18 protein-coding genes are annotated in these 22405 nt (G+C 60.3%); 13 read left to right on the forward strand and 5 right to left on the reverse strand.

From position 1 onward, the window contains the following. The 3 genes from uvrC to ACCD00_RS08210 form a co-directional block, all read right to left on the reverse strand. On the reverse strand, nucleotides 1-828 hold an 828-nt coding region (gene uvrC, locus ACCD00_RS08200; RefSeq protein ID WP_413423476.1), incomplete at its 3' end, for an excinuclease ABC subunit UvrC. Nucleotides 829-830: 2 nt separating this feature from the next. Beyond that, nucleotides 831-1472, reverse strand: coding sequence for a UvrY/SirA/GacA family response regulator transcription factor (gene uvrY / locus ACCD00_RS08205; protein WP_008015884.1), 642 nt, complete (start codon nucleotides 1470-1472; stop codon nucleotides 831-833). Nucleotides 1473-1599: 127 nt separating this feature from the next. Then, nucleotides 1600-2043, reverse strand: a complete 444-nt coding sequence (locus ACCD00_RS08210; RefSeq protein WP_413423577.1) for a GNAT family N-acetyltransferase — start codon at nucleotides 2041-2043, stop codon at nucleotides 1600-1602. Nucleotides 2044-2706: 663 nt separating this feature from the next. Between ACCD00_RS08210 and ACCD00_RS08215 the strand changes: the two genes are divergently transcribed. Continuing rightward, nucleotides 2707-3783 carry a 3-deoxy-7-phosphoheptulonate synthase gene (locus ACCD00_RS08215; RefSeq protein WP_413423478.1) on the forward strand — a complete coding sequence of 359 codons (1077 nt, stop codon included), beginning with the start codon at nucleotides 2707-2709 and terminating at the stop codon, nucleotides 3781-3783. Between the two features lie 60 nt (nucleotides 3784-3843). Here the strand turns inward: ACCD00_RS08215 and ACCD00_RS08220 are convergent, their stop codons facing one another. Then, on the reverse strand, nucleotides 3844-4908 hold the full coding sequence (locus ACCD00_RS08220) for a hypothetical protein (protein WP_413423480.1): 1065 nt from the start codon (nucleotides 4906-4908) through the stop codon (nucleotides 3844-3846). A gap of 338 nt (nucleotides 4909-5246) precedes the next feature. Here ACCD00_RS08220 and ACCD00_RS08225 point away from each other — a divergent pair, with 338 nt between their 5' ends. The 12 genes from ACCD00_RS08225 (at nucleotide 5247) to ACCD00_RS08280 (ending at nucleotide 21339) form a co-directional block, all read left to right on the forward strand. Continuing rightward, on the forward strand, nucleotides 5247-6128 hold the full coding sequence (locus ACCD00_RS08225; RefSeq protein ID WP_413423579.1) for an esterase/lipase family protein: 882 nt from the start codon (nucleotides 5247-5249) through the stop codon (nucleotides 6126-6128). A 107-nt stretch (nucleotides 6129-6235) separates the two neighbouring features. Continuing rightward, nucleotides 6236-6517 carry a peptidylprolyl isomerase gene (locus ACCD00_RS08230; RefSeq protein WP_007984657.1) on the forward strand — a complete coding sequence of 94 codons (282 nt, stop codon included), beginning with the start codon at nucleotides 6236-6238 and terminating at the stop codon, nucleotides 6515-6517. A 135-nt stretch (nucleotides 6518-6652) separates the two neighbouring features. Continuing rightward, nucleotides 6653-8521: an extracellular solute-binding protein gene (locus ACCD00_RS08235; RefSeq protein WP_413423482.1), complete on the forward strand. Its 1869-nt coding sequence runs from the start codon at nucleotides 6653-6655 to the stop codon at nucleotides 8519-8521. Next, nucleotides 8521-9588, forward strand: a complete 1068-nt coding sequence (locus tag ACCD00_RS08240) for a microcin C ABC transporter permease YejB (RefSeq protein ID WP_413423484.1) — start codon at nucleotides 8521-8523, stop codon at nucleotides 9586-9588. The genes ACCD00_RS08235 and ACCD00_RS08240 overlap by 1 nt, the downstream gene beginning before the upstream one ends. Next, on the forward strand, nucleotides 9588-10610 hold the full coding sequence (locus ACCD00_RS08245; RefSeq protein ID WP_413423486.1) for an ABC transporter permease: 1023 nt from the start codon (nucleotides 9588-9590) through the stop codon (nucleotides 10608-10610). The genes ACCD00_RS08240 and ACCD00_RS08245 overlap by 1 nt, the downstream gene beginning before the upstream one ends. Nucleotides 10611-10623: 13 nt before the next feature. Further along, on the forward strand, nucleotides 10624-12201 hold the full coding sequence (locus ACCD00_RS08250) for an ABC transporter ATP-binding protein (RefSeq protein ID WP_413423488.1): 1578 nt from the start codon (nucleotides 10624-10626) through the stop codon (nucleotides 12199-12201). A 140-nt stretch (nucleotides 12202-12341) separates the two neighbouring features. After that, the gene (locus ACCD00_RS08255; protein WP_413423490.1) at nucleotides 12342-13757 is read left to right on the forward strand and encodes a sigma-54 interaction domain-containing protein; all 1416 of its coding nucleotides are present in this window, start codon (nucleotides 12342-12344) and stop codon (nucleotides 13755-13757) included. A gap of 285 nt (nucleotides 13758-14042) precedes the next feature. Beyond that, the gene (locus ACCD00_RS08260) at nucleotides 14043-15434 is read left to right on the forward strand and encodes a GntP family permease (protein WP_413423492.1); all 1392 of its coding nucleotides are present in this window, start codon (nucleotides 14043-14045) and stop codon (nucleotides 15432-15434) included. A gap of 7 nt (nucleotides 15435-15441) precedes the next feature. Next, nucleotides 15442-16215: a 3-hydroxybutyrate dehydrogenase gene (locus tag ACCD00_RS08265; RefSeq protein WP_413423494.1), complete on the forward strand. Its 774-nt coding sequence runs from the start codon at nucleotides 15442-15444 to the stop codon at nucleotides 16213-16215. 120 nt (nucleotides 16216-16335) lie between these two features. Further along, a complete protein-coding gene (locus ACCD00_RS08270) occupies nucleotides 16336-18291 on the forward strand; it encodes an acetoacetate--CoA ligase (protein WP_413423496.1) in 1956 nt (651 codons plus the stop codon). A 167-nt stretch (nucleotides 18292-18458) separates the two neighbouring features. Beyond that, nucleotides 18459-20996, forward strand: coding sequence for a PAS domain S-box protein (locus tag ACCD00_RS08275; RefSeq protein WP_413423498.1), 2538 nt, complete (start codon nucleotides 18459-18461; stop codon nucleotides 20994-20996). Nucleotides 20997-21063: 67 nt separating this feature from the next. Further along, complete coding sequence (locus ACCD00_RS08280; protein WP_007898282.1) at nucleotides 21064-21339, forward strand: peptidylprolyl isomerase; 276 nt, start codon at nucleotides 21064-21066, stop codon at nucleotides 21337-21339. A gap of 123 nt (nucleotides 21340-21462) precedes the next feature. On the opposite strand, the gene ACCD00_RS08285 is transcribed toward ACCD00_RS08280, so the two are convergent. After that, entirely contained in the window at nucleotides 21463-22395 is a 933-nt protein-coding gene (locus ACCD00_RS08285; protein WP_413423500.1) for a sugar kinase, read from the reverse strand. Between the last annotated feature and the right edge of the window lie 10 nt (nucleotides 22396-22405).

A 22405-nucleotide genomic window follows, 5' to 3' on the forward strand; every position in this document is an offset into this window, starting at 1 on the left:
CAGTACCCGCCCGCCCCGCACGCTGATCAAGTGAACACAGGCACCGCCCGGGTTGACGAAGGCAGCAATCACATCGACGTCTCCGGTTCCGCCTTCCATGCTCTGTTGATCCTGAACCCGGCGCAGCAACGCAATCTGATCCCGCAACTCGGCTGCTCGTTCGAACTCGAGATTTATTGCCGCCTCTTCCATCCCGGCGGACAACTCGTCAGTCAGGGCATTGCTGCGCCCCTCAAGAAACATCACCGAGTGACGCACATCCTCGGCATACACCTGGGGTTCGACCAGCCCGACGCAGGGCGCCTTACAACGTTTGATCTGGTATTGCAGGCAGGGACGGGTTCGGTTCTTGTAATAACTGTCTTCGCATTGCCGAACGAAAAACGTCTTTTGCAGCAGGCTCAGGCTTTCGCGGATCGCACCGGCGCTCGGGTAAGGACCGAAATACTTGCCCTTGGCCTTTTTCGCGCCGCGGTGAATGCTCAGGCGTGGAAACTCTCCGTCGGAGAGATAGACGTAAGGGTAGGACTTATCGTCGCGCAGCAGGATGTTGTAGGGGGGGCGCCATTCCTTGATCAGCGTCTGCTCAAGCAGCAAGGCTTCGGTTTCGTTGGCCGTGATCGTGGTTTCGACCTGGGCGATTCGCGCTACCAGTGCGGCGGTCTTGGGGGCAAGCCCGGTCTTGCGAAAGTAGCTCGACAGGCGATTCTTGAGGTTTTTCGCCTTGCCGACATAGAGCAACCGCGCTTCGCTGTCGAACATGCGGTACACGCCGGGGCGGCCGCTAACGGTCGACAGAAAGGCGCTCGGATCAAAGGTGTCGGTCATTTTCAGAGGCTGGCGTCGACCATGCCATGTCGAACCGCCAACAGCGTCAACTCGACATCACTGCTGATCGAAAGCTTTTCGAAGATGCGGTAACGGTAGGTGTTCACGGTTTTCGGGGACAGGCACAATTTGTCGGAAATGATCTGTACTTTCTGGCAACCGACGATCATCAGCGCGATCTGGATTTCCCGCTCCGATAATGCATCGAAAGGTGAATCGTTGGTGGGCTGGAATGACTTGATCGCCAGCTGCTGGGCAATCTGCGGGCTGATGTAACGTTGCCCGGCGAACACCAGGCGGATGGCCTGGACCATTTCCGGCAAGCCTGCCCCTTTGGTCAGGTACCCTGCCGCACCGGCTTGCAACAGCCGTGTAGGAAACGGGTCCTCTTCACACACGGTCACCGCGACGACCTTGATATCCGGATGGCTGCGCAGCAATTTGCGAGTGGCTTCGAGCCCGCCGATACCCGGCATCTTGACGTCCATCAACACCACATCGGGCTTCAGCTCACGCGCCTTGAGCAGGGATTCTTCACCCGACTCGGCCTGGCCGACTACTTGCAGGCCATCGATGTCAGCCAGCATTCGTGTAATGCCTGTACGAACGAGATCATGGTCATCGACTACTAGAACCCTAATCAAGCAGACACCTCGCGATATGGTCTTATTCGGTTGCCAGACACCTTAGCAAAAAGCATCTGGCAGACCTAGCGGAAAGCGTCAGATTAAAAGTTTCAATTCATCTTGAAAGGCTTGTTGCAAGCGTGTTTCAGCAATGCGGGCCCGGGATCTCCAGCTGCATCCTCAGGAAACATTCGTCCTTGCCTGCCACCCTCAGTCCCTTGCGCTCGTACAGCACTTGCGCCGGGTTGTTTTGGAAAACCGTCAGGCGCAACGCCGGGCGCCGCTCCTTACGCGCGAGAGCCAGTACCTGATCGATCGCCCAGGATCCTGTGCCCTGCCCACGAAACGCTTCGACGATATGCAATTCGCGGATATACAAGGCTCTGGCATCACGACTCAGGCTGACATAACCCAGGACATTGTCGCCCCTTGCAATCAATCGGTTGTCTCGTCCTGCCCAGGCCACGTCGAACGCTTCGTCCTGCCACAACAGATCATGCTCGATGTAGTAACGCAGCATGCCTCTACAGGTCAGTTCGCGGGCGAATTCCAGGTCATCCGGTGTTGCCGGACGCCATTGGCGTTCCATCATTCCAGCTCCACGGAGAGGGTCAGTACGGTCATGGTGCGTCCTTGTGACGATATGTTTGTTGTTGAGGTGCAGAGTGTGTCACAACCTTCGGAGCACTCAAGTGATAGAAAGCGCCGTCGTTGGCCGATAGCATTTTCTGATTGAATCTGCGTACCGGCCTCTAGTAAGCTCGGTCCATCCATCGGAGACAGACCATGTTCAACACTCTCTTGCAGCTTCGTACCGCCAGCGCCTTGCGCTCGGTTGCGGCTGCCCGGGTGAACAACGGTTGTGCTCCGGTCAGCTTTTATTTTGGGTATTGGTTTAGCCACTGGCGCGCCTGATACCCACACGGCGCCCACTTTAAACGGGTCGCCACCAGAGAATTCTCAACCCCCGGTCGGCCTCCCGACCGGGGGTTTTGTTTTTTCAGCCCCATCACTTTTAGCGACACATCAGTCATTCAGAGGATTCAGAACATGAACTACGCCACCTATTACCGTTACGACAGTTTTACCGCCTGGCGATTTACCACCCTCCGCTCGGGACAGCCTGCCGCCTCCGATCGGTCACCCACAGGTGGCAAGCACACACACGCAGCCAATCTGGCCAATTGTCGAACACCCCAGTAGGGCCGAGCGCGCGGGCATGAACCCGCCACCAGCCCAGGAAGCCTTGAATATGAATTCGTCCGTCTCTGCACTGCCGCTGTCCACCTTGAGCCCTGCCAATGAAGTGCTGACCCTGCGCCTGCCCAGCTCATTGCAACTCAAACAGCAATTGCCCCTCGGCAACGCCCTGATCCAGCAAGTCGCCGCCCACCGCCAAGCGGTTCGGGCGATCCTCAACGGTGAAGATTCCCGTCTGCTGGTCATCGTCGGCCCATGCTCGATACACGATCCGAAATCAGCCATCGAATACGCCGGCAACCTTGCCCGCCTCGCCGCCGAAGTCAGCGACCAGATGCTGCTGGTGATGCGCGCCTACGTCGAAAAACCCCGTACCACGGTTGGCTGGAAAGGCCTGGCCTACGACCCGCATCTGGATGGCAGCGATGACATGGCCGCCGGCCTGACGCTGTCCCGCGAGCTGATGCGCGAAATGCTCCGCCTGGGCCTGCCCGTGGCCACTGAACTGCTGCAACCGATGGCGGCAGGTTACTTCGATGATCTGTTGAGCTGGGTGGCGATTGGCGCCCGGACGACGGAGTCGCAGATCCATCGGGAAATGGCCAGCGGCCTGGGCATGCCTGTAGGGTTCAAGAACGGGACTGACGGAGGTGTCGCTGTCGCCAGTGACGCCATGCGCTCCGCGGCCCACCCCCATCGTCATTTCGGTATCGATAGCCAGGGACACCCGGCGATCATTCAAACCCCCGGCAATGCGGACACTCACCTGGTATTGCGCGGCGGCCATCGCGGACCGAACTACGACAGAGCCAGCGTCGCGCAGGTGAACAGCGACCTGTCCAGGCTCAGGATTCCGGCTCGTATCATGGTCGACTGCAGTCACGCCAACAGTGGTAAAAACCCGTTGCGCCAGCCGGCCGTGTTCAACGATGTGCTTGAACAACGTATGCAAGGTGATCGTTCGCTGATTGGCATGATGATCGAAAGCCATTTGTTCGAGGGCTGCCAGCCGTTGAGCTCGTCATTGCAATACGGTGTGTCAGTGACCGATGGCTGCCTCGGTTGGGCCGGAACAGAACAACTGTTGCTTGAAGCGGCAGATCGGCTGCGAGCGCAAGGCAACGCCTGATAGTCGGCATCATCCATCCGCCCTCCGGCCTTCATTCGAAGACTGGAGGGCAAATGGCAATCAATGCCCCATCAGGGACTGCACCTTCACCAGCGTCGCCCCGGAATGCTGGCAAGTGTCATCAAGGCGTTCGACAGAATAGGAAACACGGATCGCAGAATCTCGATGCTCAATCCAGAAGCGGTAGGGAACTATGAACACCAACGGTTCGCCGGCCGTGTCTCTGGTTATTTCGCGGTCGTCACAGTGATTGAAGCTCTCCCCGTCACATTTCAGGTAAACCAGCTCCCCTTTTTGAGCCCTGGGGTTTTCGATGACGATGGTCACGCCATCCTGTGCATCAAGCAGATCCACCCAACCTTCGTCTGCTTCCAGCACAGTGGGCGCTGGCAGTGCCCCCCGCCCCGGCTTGCAGATCATCAGTGTCGTTACTTCAGAGTAACGGGGACCATGCCCTGCTTGCTTGACGCAATAGTCGACGGAAACCCGGGAGCCCAGGTTGGCCGCAATGTACTCCGGGCTCACCCAAAACGACAGTTCGTCCCCCACGGAAAAGGACTCGACCTTGAGTGCGTCACTGAAACTTCCTTCGATCGAAACGCCAGCCCAGGACAGCAACACCCAGTCGCCTGCCGCCATGCGCGCATAGGGTTTGATCGTGACGATCGCCCCTTCCTCCACCCGACCCGGATCAAGCGTTCTACCCATCGTATCGTTCACCGTCGCAGGCAACAGGTCCGATTGCACATCACCTACGCACAGTTGCAAACGATGGGAATTCACAGGCTCCGTAAAACAGCTGCTCATGAGTGAGTAACTGATTTCGAGTGAGCCACCGTCAAGCGCCACGATAGGTGCGCTGCCCACAGTGAAGATCATGTCCTCGCCGACCCGGTCCTCACTGACAAAGCGTGCCACCTGAAGATTGCAGGCAAGGCCATCGGCGTCCAGCCCCGCCCAATGCAATAGCAACTTGTCGCCGCAGGTCATGCCTGGATAAGGCAAAACCCTGATGACGGCTTTTCTGTCAGCGGGGTTCAGAACGCCGTTTTCCGCCTGTTCAAGTATGGGAAGTGGTAAAGGTTGCTGCGCGAGACTCAAGGTATCGGGTTCATAAACAGTCATTCATTCGCTCCAGTCCCTGGAATGAACGCCGAACAGGTGGTCGGCGTTGGATGACGACAATTTAATCTCACGGTCAACAGTAGTGATGTCAGCCCCTCGCTCCGGCTCGCCTGGAAAAAAGATATATCCGAAGTAGGTCTTTGATCAGTAGCAAGCGGATTGCCGCGAAAAGTCGTCAAACCATTCCGACTAATGCCTCAACCACTCTTAAGCATTCGTACCTGTTCTATTCCGCTTTTCGCAAGCTTCGGCGGACTATTCATACATCACACCAACCTCGAGTGTTTTAGAGTGAAACGCCATGCAGTCCCAATGAACTTCTGCGTTGAGGTATGAATATGCAAAGGAATGCAAACACTTGTTATCCGTTACTGCTGGTCCACGGCCTTTTCGGTTTCGAAAGAATCGGCAAGTTCGAGCTCTTTCACGACATCAGGCAGGCGCTGAGGAACGCCGGAGCAAGGGTGTTCGTTCCCCATTTGTCGGCCGCCCATGACAACGAGGTACGCGGTGACCAATTACTCACGCAGATCGAGCGGGTACTGGAAGGAACCGGTGCAAGCAAAGTCAACCTCATAGGCCATGGCCAGGGCGCACTGACTGCACGTTATGCCGCAGCGATTGCGCCAAACAGGGTCGCGTCGGTGACTTCAGTCAGCGGGCCGAACCATGGCTCGGAACTGGCCGATTTCCTGCGCAAGGCTTTGACGCCGGGCTGCCTTCCGGAACATGTGGCCGAGACGGTGGTGACCGTCTTCGCCGACTTCCTCGCGACATTAAGCGACAATCAGTACCAACCGCGGAGTGCCATTGCGGCCCTCAATGCGCTGACCACCGAAGGCGTAAGCGCATTCAACGACAAGTACCCGCAAGGCCTGCCGACCACTTGGGGTGGCAAGGGGCGCGAACGGGTCAACGGTGTTCGTTACTACTCGTGGAGCGGCGTGCTGCAGTCGAATGTTCTCGAAGAAGGACTCTATGCGCTCGATCCGCTCCATGCCCTGTGTCGGGCCCTTTCCGTTTATTTCGTCACGGAAGGCGAGCAGAACGACGGTTTGGTCGGTCGCTTCAGTTCCCATCTGGGCACGGTCATCCGTTCCGACTATGCGCTGGATCATCTGGACACCATTGGCCAACCGACCGGCCAGTTGCGCACGGGAGTCGACCCGATTGAATTGTATGTCCAGCATGCCGGGCGACTGAAAGACGCCGGTCTTTGAGGCGTCACCCGCCGTGGATCCCGCGTGGAACGGAACTTTGAGGAGAAATAGCTCACTGAATCCGGTAGGCTCAGCACTTTATCGAGTATTGAAAGGAGTATTTTCCCATGGCTAAAGCCACTGCCCGTCACATCCTTGTTGCCTCGGAAGCCAAGTGCAACGAACTCAAGGCTCAAATCGAGGCCGGCGCCGACTTCGCCGAGGTTGCCAAGGCAAACTCCACCTGCCCTTCCAGCCGCCAGGGCGGTGACCTGGGTTCGTTCGGTCCGGGCCAGATGGTCAAGGAATTCGACACCGTGGTCTTCAGCGCGCCGATCAACGTGGTCCAGGGCCCGGTCAAGACCCAGTTCGGTTACCACCTGCTGGAAGTGACCAGCCGTCAGGACTGATCGACGCTTGAGCCATTCACACAACGGCCCGCCTTTTGGTGGGCCGTTGTGTTTCCGACACGTAATTCGGCTGGCGAGGGACGCGCCGCTAGCGTACAAATTGTGGTTAACGACCACCCGGCTCTAAGGCTGAAAATGCGACTGGCTTTCACTACCTTGTTGTTCACGACCGTGGCCCTGTTGTCGGGTGCCGCGGGTGTGAATGCAGCACCGCAACCGGCAATGACCGTGTACGGCGAACCGGCAAAATACCCTGCCGGCTTCAGTCATTTCGCCTACACCAACCCGCAGGCCCCCAAGGGCGGCACGATGCGGCGCTCGGCAATCGAAATCGGTCAGTTCGACCATGTCTTGCCTTACATCGACAAAGGCATCGGCGTCACACAGATCGACGGCTTGCTCTATTCACCGCTGGCCCAGCGCTCGCTGGACGAGCCGTACACCGTGTACGGCCTGGTGGCAGAGAAAATGGAGCGCTCCGGGGACGGCCTGTCGCTACGCTTTTACCTCAACCCCAAAGCGCGCTTTGCCGATGGCAAACCGATTACCGCCGAAGACGTGCGCTACACCTTCGACCTGCTGATGACCCAGGGCAGCCTGCGTTACCGCACCCAGTTCGCCGACGTCAAAGGCGTCGAAGTGGAATCACCGCTAACCATCCGCTTTGATTTCAGGAACAGCGAAAATCGCACCCTGCCGCTGGATATCGCGACCCTGCCGGTGTTTCCCGAACACTGGTGGAAGACCCGCGACTTCGCCAGTGGCGGCGGCTATGAAGCGCCGTTGGGCAGCGGTCCCTATAAAGTCGGCAAGATCGATTCCGGGCGCAGCATCACGTTCGAGCGCAATCCCGACTGGTGGGGTAAAGACCTGCCGGTCAGCCGTGGCCTGTACAACTTCGATCATTTCAGCATCGAGTACTTCGGCGATACCGACGTGGCGCGCCAGGTCCTGCGCGGTGGCGCCTATGACTACAATCGCGAATTTTCCGCCACCAGCTATTCCATCGGCTACGACAGCCCGGCCCTGAGCGACGGTCGCCTGCAAAAGGCCCACCTCGCCACCGAAGCGCCGCAGCCGGCCCAGGGTTTTGTGTTCAATCTGCAAAAGCCCATGTTCCAGGACCGTCGCGTGCGCCAGGCCCTGGTGATGCTGTGGGACTTCGAGTGGAGCAACCGGCAGATGATGCGCGACATGTACATCCGCCAGCAGAGCTTTTTCTCCAATACTGATCTTGCTGCCCGCAAACTGCCGGACGCGGGTGAGCTGGCGATTCTCGAACCGCTGCGCGGGCAGATTCCCGACGAAGTCTTCACTAAAGTGTTCGAGGCGCCGAAGACCGATGGCAGCGGCGTGATTCGCGACAAGCAGTTGCAGGCCCTGGACTTGCTCGAACAGGCCGGCTGGAAACCCAAAGGCGATCAACTGGTCAATGCCGACGGCGAGCCTTTGAGTTTTACGTTCCTGGTCAGTCAGAACGGCATGGACCGCCTGCTGTTGCCCTATAAACGCACGTTGAAACAGATTGGCATCGACCTGAACATCCGCCGAATCGACTCGTCCCAGTACGTCAATCGCCTGATGAGCCGCGACTACGACATGATCGTCACCGGCTACCCGGTCACCACGTCTCCGGGAAACGAACTGCTCAACTATTTCAGTTCGGCGGCGGCCACCGACCCGGGATCAAACAATTACATGGTGTTGAAGAACCCGGCAGTGGACACTCTGATCACCGGGCTGATCCGCGCCAATACCCAGGCCGACATGCTGCATTACGCCCACGCCCTGGACCGGGTGCTGCAATGGAACTACTACTGGATTCCCAACTACTACCCGCCGGGAACCTCTACAGTGTGGTGGAACCGCTTCGGCATCCCGAACGTGCAAGCGAGCAATGACGAAGCCATCGAAAGCTGGTGGGAGATGAGCACCACGCCATTGACCAACCAACAGATGACCGCCGAGCGTATCAGCCGTGGCAAACCCGGAGGGCCGCACTGATGTGGGCTTACATATTACGGCGCCTGCTGCTGATCATTCCGACGCTGGTGATCATTCTTCTGGTCAACTTTGTCATCGTCCAGGCCGCGCCGGGCGGGCCGGTCGAACAGGCCATAGCGCACCTGCAAGGCATTGGCGGCGCTGCGGTCGGCGGCGGCTCCGGCTCCGGCGAAACCATGAGCGGCAAGTCCCGGGCCAGTCGCGGGCTCGATCCGCAGCTGATCAAGGACATTGAAAAACAGTACGGCTTCGATAAACCGGCACACGAACGCCTCTGGCTGATGCTCACCAGCTACGCGCGCCTGGACTTCGGCAAGAGTTTCTTCCGCGGCGCCACCGTCACCGACCTGATCCTCGAAAAAATGCCCGTGACCATTTCCCTCGGGCTCTGGGCGACGCTGATCACCTACCTGGTGTCGATTCCCCTGGGCATCCGCAAGGCCGTGCACCATGGCAGCCAATTCGACATCTGGAGCAGTACCGCGATCATCATCGGCTATGCCATGCCGGCGTTCCTGTTTGCGATGTTCCTGATCGTGGTCTTTGCCGGTGGCACTTCGCTGAACTGGTTTCCGGTCCGCGGGTTGGTCTCGGACAACTTCGAATCGCTGTCGACCGTTGGCAAAGTGGCCGACTACTTCTGGCATCTGGTGTTACCGGTGACCGCGCTGGTGATCGGCGGTTTCGCCACACTGACCATCCTCACCAAGAACTCGTTCCTCAATGAAATCACCCGCCAGTACGTGGTCACTGCCCGGGCCAAGGGTTTGAGTGAACGACGTGTGCTCTATGGACACGTATTCCGCAACGCCATGCTGCTGGTGGTGTCGGGCATTCCCCAGGCGTTCATCAGTGTCTTTTTTGCCGGTTCCCTGCTGATCGAAGTGATCTTCTCCCTCGACGGCCTGGGCCGCATGAGCTACGAAGCGGCGGTATCACGGGACTATCCGGTGGTGTTCGGCTCGTTGTTCATCTTCACCCTGTTCGGCCTTCTGATAAAACTGGTCGGCGACCTCTGCTACACCCTGGTCGACCCGCGTATCGACTTCGCCGCGAGGAACGGCTGATGCTCAAACTTTCACCGCTGGCGCGTCGCCGTTTCGAGCGATTCAAGAAAAACCGTCGGGGCTGGTGGTCGCTCTGGCTGTTTGTCGGCCTGTTCCTGATGACCCTGGGCGGCGAGCTGATCGCCAATGACAAACCGTTATTGGTCAGCTATCAAGGCCAGTGGTACTTCCCGGTCTTCAAGCGCCACACCGAACAGGAGTTCGGCGGGCAACTGCCGTTTCAGGCCGACTACCGCAGCGACTATGTACAGAAGCTGATCAAGAAGGACGGTGGCTGGTTGCTGTTTCCGCCGATTCCGTTCAGTGATGACACCCCTAACTACGACCTGAACAAACCCGCCCCCAGTCCGCCCTCCAGCGTCAATTGGCTGGGCACCGACGACCAGGCACGGGACGTGCTGGCCCGGGTGATCTTCGGTGCCCGGGTGTCGATCCTGTTTGCCTTGATGCTGACGTTTGTCAGTGCCCTGATCGGCATCGCGGCCGGGGCACTGCAAGGCTATTACGGCGGCTGGGTGGATTTGCTTGGCCAGCGTCTGCTGGAGGTGTGGTCGGGGTTACCAGTGCTGTACCTGCTGATCATCCTGTCGGGCTTCGTCGAGCCGAATTTCTGGTGGCTGCTGGGAATCATGGCGCTGTTTTCATGGCTGGCCCTGGTGGACGTGGTGCGCGCGGAGTTCCTGCGCGGGCGCAACCTGGAATACGTCAAGGCCGCACGCGCACTGGGCCTGACTGACCGCAAAGTCATCGTGCGACACATTCTGCCCAACGCGATGAACGCGACCTTGAGCTACTTGCCGTTCATTCTCACCGGAGCGATTTCCACCCTGACCGCGCTGGACTTCCTCGGCTTCGGCATGCCTGCCGGCAGCGCGTCCCTGGGTGAACTGATCGGTCAGGGCAAGCAAAACCTGCAGGCGCCGTGGCTGGGCCTGACGGCGTTCTTCACCCTGGCGCTGATTCTTTCTTTACTGGTGTTCATTGGCGAAGCACTGCGCGACGCGTTTGATCCCCGGTCATGATGTGGATGTTGATATGACCAACCTGATCGAAATCCGTGACCTCAGCGTGGCCTTCAGCGGGCAGGCCGTGGTGCGCAATCTGTGCCTGGACATCCGCCCCGGCGAATGCCTGGCGCTGGTGGGCGAATCGGGGTCGGGCAAGTCAGTGACGGCCCACTCGATCCTCCAGTTGCTGCCGCAAACCGACACCGAGACAACCGGCAGCATTCGCTATCGCGGCCAGGAACTGGTGGGCGCCGATACCGGCAAGTTGCGACAACTGCGCGGCAATCGCATAGCGATGATTTTCCAGGAGCCGATGACCTCCCTCAACCCGCTGCACAGCATCGAAAAGCAGATCGGTGAAACCTTGCTGGTACACAAAGGCCTGGCGGGCAAAGCCGCGCAAGCGCGGATCCTTGAATTGCTGCACCTGGTGGGCATCCAGAAACCCGAAGAACGCCTCAAGGCCTATCCCCATCAATTGTCCGGCGGCCAGCGCCAGCGGGTGATGATCGCCATGGCCCTGGCGTGCGAACCGGAACTGCTGATTGCCGACGAGCCGACCACCGCGCTGGACGTGACGGTGCAGCGCAAGATCCTGCTGTTGCTCAAATCCCTGCAACAGCGGCTGGGCATGTCGCTGCTGCTGATCAGCCATGACCTCAATCTGGTGCGCAGCATCGCCCAGCGCGTGTGCGTGATGAAGGCCGGGGAAATCGTCGAGCAGGCGCCTTGCGAGATCCTTTTCACCGAGCCGAAGCACCCTTACAGCTGCGTATTGCTGCACGCCGAACCCGAGGGCCAGGCCTTGCCCCGGGACGCGCGCGAAAACGTGCTGGAGGTGGATAACCTGCAGGTGCGGTTTCCCGTCGGTGGAGGCCTGTTTCAGCGCAAGACCTGGCTGCGGGCCGTCGATGGCATCAGCCTGAACATTCAACGTGGCAAGACCCTGGGCATTGTCGGCGAATCCGGTTCCGGCAAGTCCACACTCGGCCAGGCGATCCTGCGTTTGCTCGACTCCGAAGGCAGCATCCGCTTTCAAGGCCAGGCGCTGGATGGCCTGACGCAAAAGCAGCTACGCCCATGGCGCAAGAAGATGCAGGTGGTGTTCCAGGACCCCTTCGGCAGCCTCAGTCCGCGCATGTCGGTAGCGCAGATCATCAGCGAGGGCCTGGAAGTGCACAGCCAGTTGAGCGCTGAAGAATGCAATGCCGAAGTGATCCGGGCACTGAGCGAAGTCGGCCTCGACCCGCAAAGCCGCCATCGCTATCCCCACGAATTCTCCGGTGGACAGCGCCAGCGCATCGCCATCGCCCGGGCGCTGGTGCTGAAGCCGGCGCTGATCCTGCTCGACGAACCGACCTCGGCGCTGGACCGCACGGTGCAGAAACAGGTGGTCGCCCTGCTCCGCCAGCTTCAGGAAAAACACGGCTTGACCTATCTGTTCATCAGCCATGACCTGGCGGTGGTGCGCGCCCTGGCCCACGACATGATCGTGGTCAAGGACGGCAAAGTGGTGGAACGCGGCGCCAGCCATGAGGTGTTTGCCTCACCGCAGCATCCGTACACCAAGGAGCTGTTGGCGGCGGCGTTGTTGGGGCAGGCATAATCTTGCCGTTAGACCGCATCGCGGCCTTCGCGAGCAAGCCCGCTCCCACAATTGATCTGTGTCGTGCACAAATCCCCTGTGGGAGCGGGCTTGCTCGCGAAGAGGCCAGCACAGGCAATACATAATCAGGATCAGCCCCCATGAACACCACCGAAAGCCTCAAGGACTACCAGCGCGTTCGCTTGCTGGCAATCCGCTCGTTGTTCGAGATCATCGAGCAATCGAGCGAGGGCACGGTGATTGTCGACCGCGATGCCAACATCGTCTGGATGAACGAGCGCTATGCCCGGCGCTTTGGCCTGCAATCGGCGGAAGTTGCGATTGGCAAACCCTGCGAAAGCGTGATCCCCGGCAGCCTGTTGCGTGAGGTGGTGCGCACCGGCCGGCCGATTTTGCTGGATATGCAAGACACCCCCAAAGAGCCGCTGGTGGTCATGCGCCTGCCGATTCACGACGATGCCGGCGTGGTGATCGGCGCCATCGGTTTCGCCCTGTTCGACGAATTGCGCAGCCTGTCGCCGATGCTCAAGCGCTACATGAGCATGCAGGAAGAACTGGCTTCCACCCGCTCGCTGCTGCGGGCGCGACAGACCAAATACAACTTCGCCCACTTCATCGGCACCAGTGCCGCCAGCCTGGAAGTCAAACGTCGCGCCCGGCGCAGTGCGAGTACCGAATCGCCGGTGCTGCTGCTCGGCGAAACCGGTACCGGCAAGGAGTTGCTGGCCCAGGCCATCCACAACGCCTCGCCCCGTGCGCACAAGGCGTTCGTGAGCATCAACAGCGCGGCGATTCCTGAATCGTTGCTGGAAGCCGAATTCTTCGGCACCGCCCCCGGCGCGTATACCGGTGCCGACCGCAAGGGCCGTGCTGGCAAACTGCAAATCGCCCAGGGCGGCACGTTGTTCCTCGATGAAATCGGCGACATGCCGCTGCCCCTGCAAAGCAAGCTGCTGCGGGTATTGCAGGAAAAGGAATTCGAGCCGGTGGGCTCCAACGAGGTGATCCAGAGCGATGTGCGGGTGATCGCCGCGACCTCCACGGACCTCGAGGCGGCCATCAAGCGTGGCGAATTCCGCGCCGACCTGTATTACCGGCTCAATGTGTTGCCGATCCAGGTTCCGCCCCTGCGCGATCGCCTCGATGACGTGCCGGCGCTCAGCGAGGCGATTCTTGAGGAGCTGCGCAGCCAGCATGAACTGCACCACGATGCCCTGGAACTGTTGGGGCAACACGCCTGGCCGGGGAACATCCGGGAACTGCGCAATGTGCTGGAACGGGCCGCTTTGCTCAGTGATGACTTGCGCCTGACGGTGGCGGACATCCGTGCAGCGATTGGTACGTTCACCCCGGTGGAGCGCGTGGCGCCATTGGCCATCGAACCGATTGCCCACGAGACGTTCAGTGCGGCGCGGGAGCGGTTTGACCGGCAACTGATCGAAACGACCCTCGCGCAATGTGGGGGCAAGGTGATTGATGCAGCGGCGCGGTTGGGGTTGGGTCGGTCGACGTTGTACAAAAAGATGGTGGCTTTGGGAATTGCAGAGTCTCACTAAAGAGACATATATCTCCTTTTATAGAACGTCCATCGCGAGCAAGCTCGCTCCTACAGGATAGGGTGTTCCACTGACCAACTCGGTCAACTGTGGGAGCGGGCTTGCTCGCGAAGAGGCCGGCACTACCGAAAAAGGTCTCAATACAGAGACAATATTTCCTTACAGCATCAACCAGATCAAAATATATCCTTATATTTCAACAAGTTAAGCATCTGGCACAAAACTCGCTATACGCCTCTCCTGTCAAGTTTCACCCTACAAAAATAACAAACCAGGAGACACACCATGAGTGTGATCATTGCCTTGGCAGCCCTCGCGCTGCTGATGCTGGCTGCCTACCGTGGCTATAGCGTTATCCTTTTTGCCCCGATTGCCGCCCTCGGCGCTGTCCTGCTGACTGACCCGTCCGCCGTCGCCCCCGCTTTCACCGGGGTGTTCATGGAAAAAATGGTCGGTTTCATCAAGCTGTATTTCCCGGTGTTCCTGCTCGGTGCGGTGTTCGGCAAGTTGATTGAACTGTCCGGCTTCTCACGCTCCATCGTCGCGGCCGCGATTCGCTTGCTCGGCACCCGCCAGGCGATGCTGGTGATCGTGCTGGTCTGCGCCCTGCTGACCTACGGCGGCGTATCGTTGTTTGTGGTGGTGTTCGCGGTCTATCCGTTTGCCGCCGAAATGTTCCGCCAGAGCAACATCCCCAAGCGGCTGATTCCGGCGACCATTGCCCTCGGCGCCTTCTCGTTCACCATGGACGCCCTGCCTGGCACGCCGCAGATCCAGAACATCATCCCCAGCACCTTCTTCAACACCACTGCCTGGGCTGCACCGTGGCTGGGCGTGATCGGCACGATCTTCGTGTTCTGCGCCGGCATGCTGTTTCTCCAGCGCCAGCGCAACAAGGCCCAGCGTACCGGTGAGGGCTATGGTTCGGACCTGCGCAACGAACCGGAAACCGCCGCCGACATCAAACTGCCCAATCCCTGGATCGCCCTGTCTCCGCTGCTGGCAGTGGGCATCATGAACCTGCTGTTCACCCAGTGGATTCCCCAGTGGTACGGCAAGACCCACAGCCTCGCGTTGCCGGGCATGGCCGTGCCGGTGACCACGGAAATCGCCAAGCTCACGGCGATCTGGGCGGTCCAGGCCGCGCTGTTGGTGGGCATCCTCATGGTGCTGGCGTTCGGCTACAAGGCGATCAGCCGCAAACTCGCCGAAGGCAGTAAAAGCGCGGTCAGCGGTGCGCTGCTGGCGGCCATGAACACCGCCTCGGAATACGGTTTCGGTGCCGTGATCGCGTCCCTGCCCGGCTTTCTGGTGCTGGCCGACTGGCTCAAGAGCATTCCCAACCCACTGGTCAACGAAGCCATTACCGTGACCCTGCTGGCTGGTATCACCGGTTCCGCCTCGGGTGGCATGAGCATCGCGCTGGCGGCGATGTCCGAGCAGTTCATCAGCGCCGCCCATGCTGCGAACATTCCGCTGGAAGTGCTGCACCGGGTCGCCGCGATGGCCAGCGGCGGCATGGACACCCTGCCGCACAACGGCGCGGTGATTACCCTGTTGGCCGTCACCGGGCTGACCCACCGCGAGGCTTATAAAGACATTTTCTGTATTACGCTGATCAAGACCCTGGCGGTTTTCGTGGTGATCGGCACCTTCTACGCCACTGGCATTGTGTGAGGTATTCATGACGACTCTTTCGGGCAAGACCGCACTGGTCACCGGCTCCACCAGCGGCATCGGCCTGGGGATTGCCCTCAGCCTGGCCAAGGCCGGGGCCAACCTGATCCTCAACGGCTTCGGCGATGCCTCCAGCGTGATCGCCGAGGTGCAACAATTCGGTGGCAAGGTCGGCCATCACCCGGCCGATGTCAGCGATCCGGCGCAAATTGCCGACATGATCGCCTACGCCGAACGCGAGTTCGGCGGCGTCGACATTCTGGTCAATAATGCAGGTATTCAACACGTCGCAACGGTGGATGAGTTTCCGGTGGAGCGCTGGGATTCGATCATCGCCATCAACCTGTCGTCGGTGTTCCACAGCACCCGTTTGAGTCTGCCGGGCATGCGCGCCAAGGGTTGGGGCCGGGTGATCAACATCGCCTCGGTGCATGGCCTGGTCGGCTCGGTGGGCAAGTCAGCCTATGTCGCGGCCAAGCATGGGGTGATCGGCCTGACCAAAGTGGTCGCCCTGGAAACCGCGACCACCCAGGTCACCTGCAACGCGATCTGCCCGGGCTGGGTACTGACGCCACTGGTGCAAAAGCAGATCGACGATCGTGCCGCCAGTGGAGTCGATCCGCAGCAGGCGCAGCACGATTTGCTCGCCGAGAAGCAGCCATCGCTGGAGTTTGTGACGCCGCCGCAACTGGGTGAACTGGTGCTGTTCCTGTGCAGCGATGCCGGCAGCCAGGTGCGTGGCGCGGCGTGGAATGTGGATGGTGGGTGGCTGGCGCAGTAACTGGCCGATGGACCGCGTTATCGTTCTTCGCGAGCAAGCCCGCTCCCACAGGGGATCGCATTTCCATGTGGGAGCGGGCTTGCTCGCGAATGGATCTACAGACATAAGAAGAGGCAAACCATGTCCGACATCCTCTGGCAACCCGACGCCAAACGCATTGGCAAGACGCGCATGGAGGCTTTCCGGCGCTTCGTCAATCAGCGGTATCACCTCAAGATTGACGACTACCCTGCCCTGCACCAATGGTCCATCGAGCAACGTCCCGACTTCTGGCAGGCGATCGTCGATTTCTTCGACATTCGTTTTCATGAACAACCCGACACCGTGCTGCTCGAAGGCCCTGAGATGCCCAGCGCCCAGTGGTTTCCCGGCGCGACCCTGAACTTTGCCGAACACTTGCTGCTGCGTCGCGACGATGCGGTGGCCGTGGTCGCCATCGGGGAAAACGGTCAACGCGAACACCTGACCTGGGCCGAACTGGCAGAACAGGTTGCCGGTTTTCAGAACGGTTTGATCGCCGCCGGCGTCGGTGTGGGTGACCGGGTCGCCGCCTGCATGCCCAACACCTGGCAAACCCTGGTGGCGATGCTCGCCACCACCAGTCTTGGCGCGGTCTGGTCCTGTTCTTCACCGGACTTCGGCACTCAAGGGGTGGTTGACCGCTTCGGCCAGATCGAACCGAAAGTGCTGGTGACCTGCGCCGGTTATCGCTATGCCGGCAAGGAGATCGACCAGACCGCCAAGGTCAACGAAATCCTCGAACGCCTGCCGTCGTTGCAGCAGTTGATCATCCTGCCGTATGGGCGGCCGCATACGCGGATCGAACATTTCCGCACCCCGGCCAACGTGACGCTGTGGGACGATTTCTACGAGCCCGGCGGCGAACCGGATTTCGTCCCGGTGCCCTTCGCCCACCCGCTGTACATCCTCTACTCCAGCGGCACCACCGGCGTACCCAAATGCATCATCCACAGCACCGGCGGCGTACTCCTGCAACACGTCAAGGAACACGGCTTGCATTGTGATCTCGGCCCCGGCGAACGCCTGTTCTACTACACCACCTGCGGCTGGATGATGTGGAACTGGCTGGTGTCGGCGTTGGCGACAGGCAGCTCCGTGGTGCTGTATGACGGCTCGCCGTTCCATCCCGACCCGCAACGCTTGATCGACCTGATCGACGACGAGTCCATCAATGTCTTTGGCACCAGCCCGAAATTTCTCGCGACCCTGGAAAGCAGCGGCATCAAGCCGCGTGAAAGTCATGACCTGGGCAGCCTCAAGACCTTGCTTTGCACCGGCTCGGCGCTGTCGCCGCAGAGTTACGACTTCGTTTATCGCGACTTCAAGGCTGACGTGTGCCTGGCCTCGATGTCCGGCGGCACCGACATCGTCTCGTGCTTCGTCAACGGCAACCCTGTGTCGCCAGTGCGGCGTGGCGAAATCATGGGCAAGAGCCTGGGCATGGCCGTCGAAGTGTGGAACGACGCCGGCCAACCGGTGATCGGCGAAAAAGGCGAACTGGTGTGCACCCGCCACTTCCCGGCAATTCCCGTTGGCCTGTGGAACGATGCCGATGGCGAAAAGCTGCGCAAATCCTATTTCAGTCTGTTCCCCGGCGTCTGGGCCCAGGGTGACTACGCCGAACAACTGCCCCATGGCGGGATGATGATCCACGGCCGCTCGGATGCCGTGCTCAACCCCGGCGGCGTGCGCATCGGCACGGCGGAAATCTATCGCCAGGTGGAAAAAATCCCACAGGTGCTCGACAGCGTGGCCATCGGTCAACAATGGCAGGATGACGTGCGGGTGGTGCTGTTCGTAAAGCTGCGCGAAGGGCTCGAACTGGACGAGGCATTGCAACAGCAGATCCGCCAGACGATTCGCGCCAACACCACGCCGCGTCATGTACCGGCGAAAATCGTCGCGGTCACCGACATTCCCCGGACCATCAGTGGCAAAGTCGTTGAGCTGGCGGTGCGTAATGTGGTGCATGGGCAGAAGGTGAAGAACACCGATGCGCTGGCCAATCCCGAAGCGCTGGAGCAGTACCGGAACAGACCCGAACTCCTGGATTGAAATATGGTTACCTGTAGGAGCGAGCTTGCTCGCGATAAACCCGAGAGCGCCGCGGGGCACCTGGCAACCAGCGTAATCGTTGACGACCATCGCGAGCGGGCTCGCTCCTACAACAACCTGTGCAAGAATGGTTGCCAGATAAAGCGACTCAGGCGCAGGACTCCTTGATGAACGCAATACCGACCGGCAGTGATGCCCAGGCCCTGATAGCCCGGCTCGACTGGGCAAACAGTCCGCTGGGCGCTGCCAGCACCTGGCCACAGAGCCTGCGAACCGCCGTGGACATCGTCATTCACTCACCGATGCCGATGCTGCTGCTTTGGGGCCCGCAACTGACGCAGATCTACAACGACGGCTTCGCCCTGCTCGCCGGAAACAAACATCCACATGCTTTCGGACAACCGGCACACCTGATCTGGCCTGAGTTGAAAGACTTTACCGACCCGATTTACCGCGCCGTCCTGCAGGGTCAGGTACGAACCTACAGCGAACAACGCTTTACCCTGCAACGTGACGGGCGGGAGTCCGACTTCTGGCTCGACCTGACCTACAGCCCGATCCGCGACGAAAGTGCCGAGGTGGCCGGGATTCTGGTCACCGCCATCGAAACCAACGAACGCCGACGCATCGCCCTCGAGCTCGAACAGCGCTCGGCGGCCAGCCTCAAGGCCCAACGTGAAACCGAGGAGCGCCTGCAACTGGCCCTCGCCGCCACCGATGCGGTCGGTACCTGGGACTGGGACATCAGTGAGGACCGTTTCATCGCCGATGCGCATTTTGCCCAGTTGCACGGCATCGACCCGGCCATGGCCAACCAGTTGCCGATCAGTGAGTACCTGCATGGCGTACATCCGCAAGACCGTGCCCTGATCGCCCGCAGCATCAAGCATTGCATCACCCACGGCAGCGAATACGCCGAGGAATATCGCCTGCTGCAATCCGACGGCCAGATGCGCTGGGTGTTTGCCCGCGGTCGCTGTTACAAGGATCACCACGGCCGGCCGACCCGTTTCCTCGGCGCCGCCCTGGACCTGACCGAACGCAAACATACCGAACAGGCCCTGCGCCAAAGCCAAACTGAGTTGCAACTGATCATCAACGCCATGCCGATCCTGATCAGCTACGTCGACCGCGAAGAACGCTTTCGCCTGAACAATTCGGCGTACCTCGACTGGTACGGGCTGACGCCGCAAGAGCTTTACGGGCGAACCATTCTTGAAGTGCTCGGCGAAGAAGCCTATGCGCTGCGCGCCCCGTACATCACCGAGGCGCTGTCCGGCCGGCCCTGCTGTTTCAGCATCAGCACGCCACACCGCGACGGCAGCATCCGCCAGGCCTTGATGAATTACCTGCCACGCCACGGTGCGGACGGCGCGGTGAACGGCTTCTACATCTTCGTGATCGACGAAACCGAACGCAAAAAGACCGAAGAAGCCTTGCGCAACCTGAACGAAACCCTTGAGGAACGGGTTGCCGCCCGCACCCGGCAACTGGCCGAGGCCAACGAGCGTTTGCAAAACGAGATGTTCGAGCGTGAGCGCGCCGAAGACGCCTTGCGCCACGCCCAGAAAATGGAAGCGGTCGGCCAGCTGACCGGCGGCATCGCCCATGACTTCAACAACATGCTCACCGGTATCATTGGCAGCCTCGACCTGATGCAACGCTACATCGCCGACGGGCGTTTCAGCGAGATCGGCCGATTCACCGAGGCGGCCGTGTCTTCGGCCAACCGTGCCGCCGCGCTCACCCATCGCTTGCTGGCATTCTCTCGGCGTCAATCGCTCAACCGCAAGCCGCTGAATCCCAACGAGCTGATTCATTCGCTCGAAGAGCTGCTCAGTCGCACCAAGGGCGACCACATCGAACTCAAACTGCAATTGGCCGAGAACGTCTGGCGGGTCAACACCGATGTCAGCCAGCTGGAAAACGCCTTGCTCAACCTGGTGATCAACGCCCGGGACGCCATGCACGAGGGCGGTGAGTTGCAGATCGAAACGGCCAACGTGTACCTCGACGGCAGTGACCTCACGACCCTGGAACCGGTCAAGGCCGGTGACTACGTGATGATTGCCGTCAGTGACAACGGCACCGGCATGACGCCCTCGGTACTGGCCAAGGCATTCGACCCGTTCTTCACCACCAAACCCATCGGCCAGGGCACCGGATTGGGCTTGTCGATGATTTACGGCTTCGCCCAGCAATCGGGAGGCCACGTCAGTCTGTTCAGCCTGCCCGGTCGGGGCACCAGCGTGCGCTTGTACCTGCCGCGCCTGCACTCGATCGAGCCGGAAAAGGTCCTGTCACCCGTCGTCGGCGAGGCACCGGCGGCGATTGCCGGCGAAACCGTGATGCTGGTCGAGGACGATGCGGCGGTACGCATGCTGGTACTGGACCTGCTCAAGGAGCTCGGTTATCGCGCCCATGAAGCCGAAGATGCCAGGGGCGCCCTGCCGGTACTGGAGTCAGACCTGCGGGTGGACCTGCTGGTGACCGACGTGGGATTGCCCGGCATGAACGGCCGACAACTGGCAGAAATCGCCCGCCAGCATCGCCCCGGACTGAAAGTGCTGTTCATGACCGGTTACGCGGAGATCGCCGCCGAGCGCCAGGGATTCCTGGAAGAAGGCATGGACATGGTGAGCAAACCGTTTTCCATCGACCTGCTGGCCAACAAGATTCGCACGATGATCGGTCAACCGGACTGAGTTGGGGCATAATCGCGCGCCCCCGCTGGCATCCACATAGCCACCACCGTTGCAAGGTAACCGCCACATGAAAGCTCAAGCCCGCCATATTCTGGTGAAAACCTCGGAAGAAGCCGAGCAGCTCAAACAACGCATCGCCAAGGGTGAAGCGTTTGATGTGCTGGCCAAGAAGTATTCGACCTGCCCATCGGGCAAGCGCGGCGGTGACCTCGGCGAAGTGCGGCCGGGGCAGATGGTCGGCGTGATCGACGCGGTGATCTTCAAGAAGCCGCTGCGGGTGGTCCATGGGCCGATCAAGAGCAAGTTCGGGTATCACCTGGTGCAGGTGTTCTACCGGGATTGATGCATTTGGCTTGAGGGCCTCTTCGCGAGCAAGCCCGCTCCCACAGGTCGTGTGAACACTGAGGATCCATGTGGGAGCGGGCTTGCTCGCGAACCGATGGCGCAGCCAGCGGCCATTCAACGCTTACTTCGGAATCAACGCCCCCGGCAGCTGAATCACCCGGCTCGCCAACCGATGTCCCGCTTCAGCCGCCTCCACCGGACTCCCACCCTTCAGCCGCGAGGCCAGATACGCCGCACTGAACGAATCCCCCGCCGCCGTGGTGTCCACCACCCGCTCGACTTTCTGCGCCGGCACCTCGAACGACTCGCCCGTACAACGAATCAGGCACGCTTCAGCACCGCGCTTGAGCACCACCTCCGGCGTACCGATCTGCTCATACGCGGCAAACACCGCGTCACAATCGGCATAACCGAACAACGCCTGTTCGTCATCCACTGTCAGCAACGCCAGGTCGACATACGCCAGCACTCGGCGATACGCCGCCCGGGCGTCCTCGACCGAGGCCCACAGCCGTGGCCGGTAGTTGTTGTCGAACACGATTCGCGCATCACGCTGGCGCGCTTCGATCAGGGTTTCCAGCAGTTTTCCCCGGCCTTGCTCGCCGAGCACCGCCAGGGTGATGCCGCTGAAGTACAGCACGTCATAATCCGGCAGCGCCGCCAGGATCGGCTCGGCGGCCGGCGTAGTGAAGCAATCGCGAACCGCCGCTTCATTGCGCCAGTACAGGAAGCGCCGCTCACCCGCCGCGTCAGTCTGGATGCAATACAAACCCGGCAGACGCCCGGGCAAGCGCTGAACCATGCCGAGCCCGATGTTTTCCGCCGCCCAACTGCGGCACATCGCATCGCTGAAACTGTCATCGCCCAAGGCGGTGACGTAGTCCACGATGCCATTCGCCCCCAGTTCCCGGGACAGGTACACCGCCGTGTTCAAGGTGTCGCCACCGAAGCTCTGTTGCAGGCTGCCGTCGGCGCGATGCTGCAACTCGATCATGCACTCGCCGATCAGGGCGATGCGTGGGGTGTCGGGGCCGAGGGTGTTGATGGTGTTCATACGCGGATTT

Source organism: Pseudomonas sp. Pseusp3, assembly GCF_047304225.1.
Lineage (GTDB): Bacteria > Pseudomonadota > Gammaproteobacteria > Pseudomonadales > Pseudomonadaceae > Aquipseudomonas > Aquipseudomonas fluorescens_CD.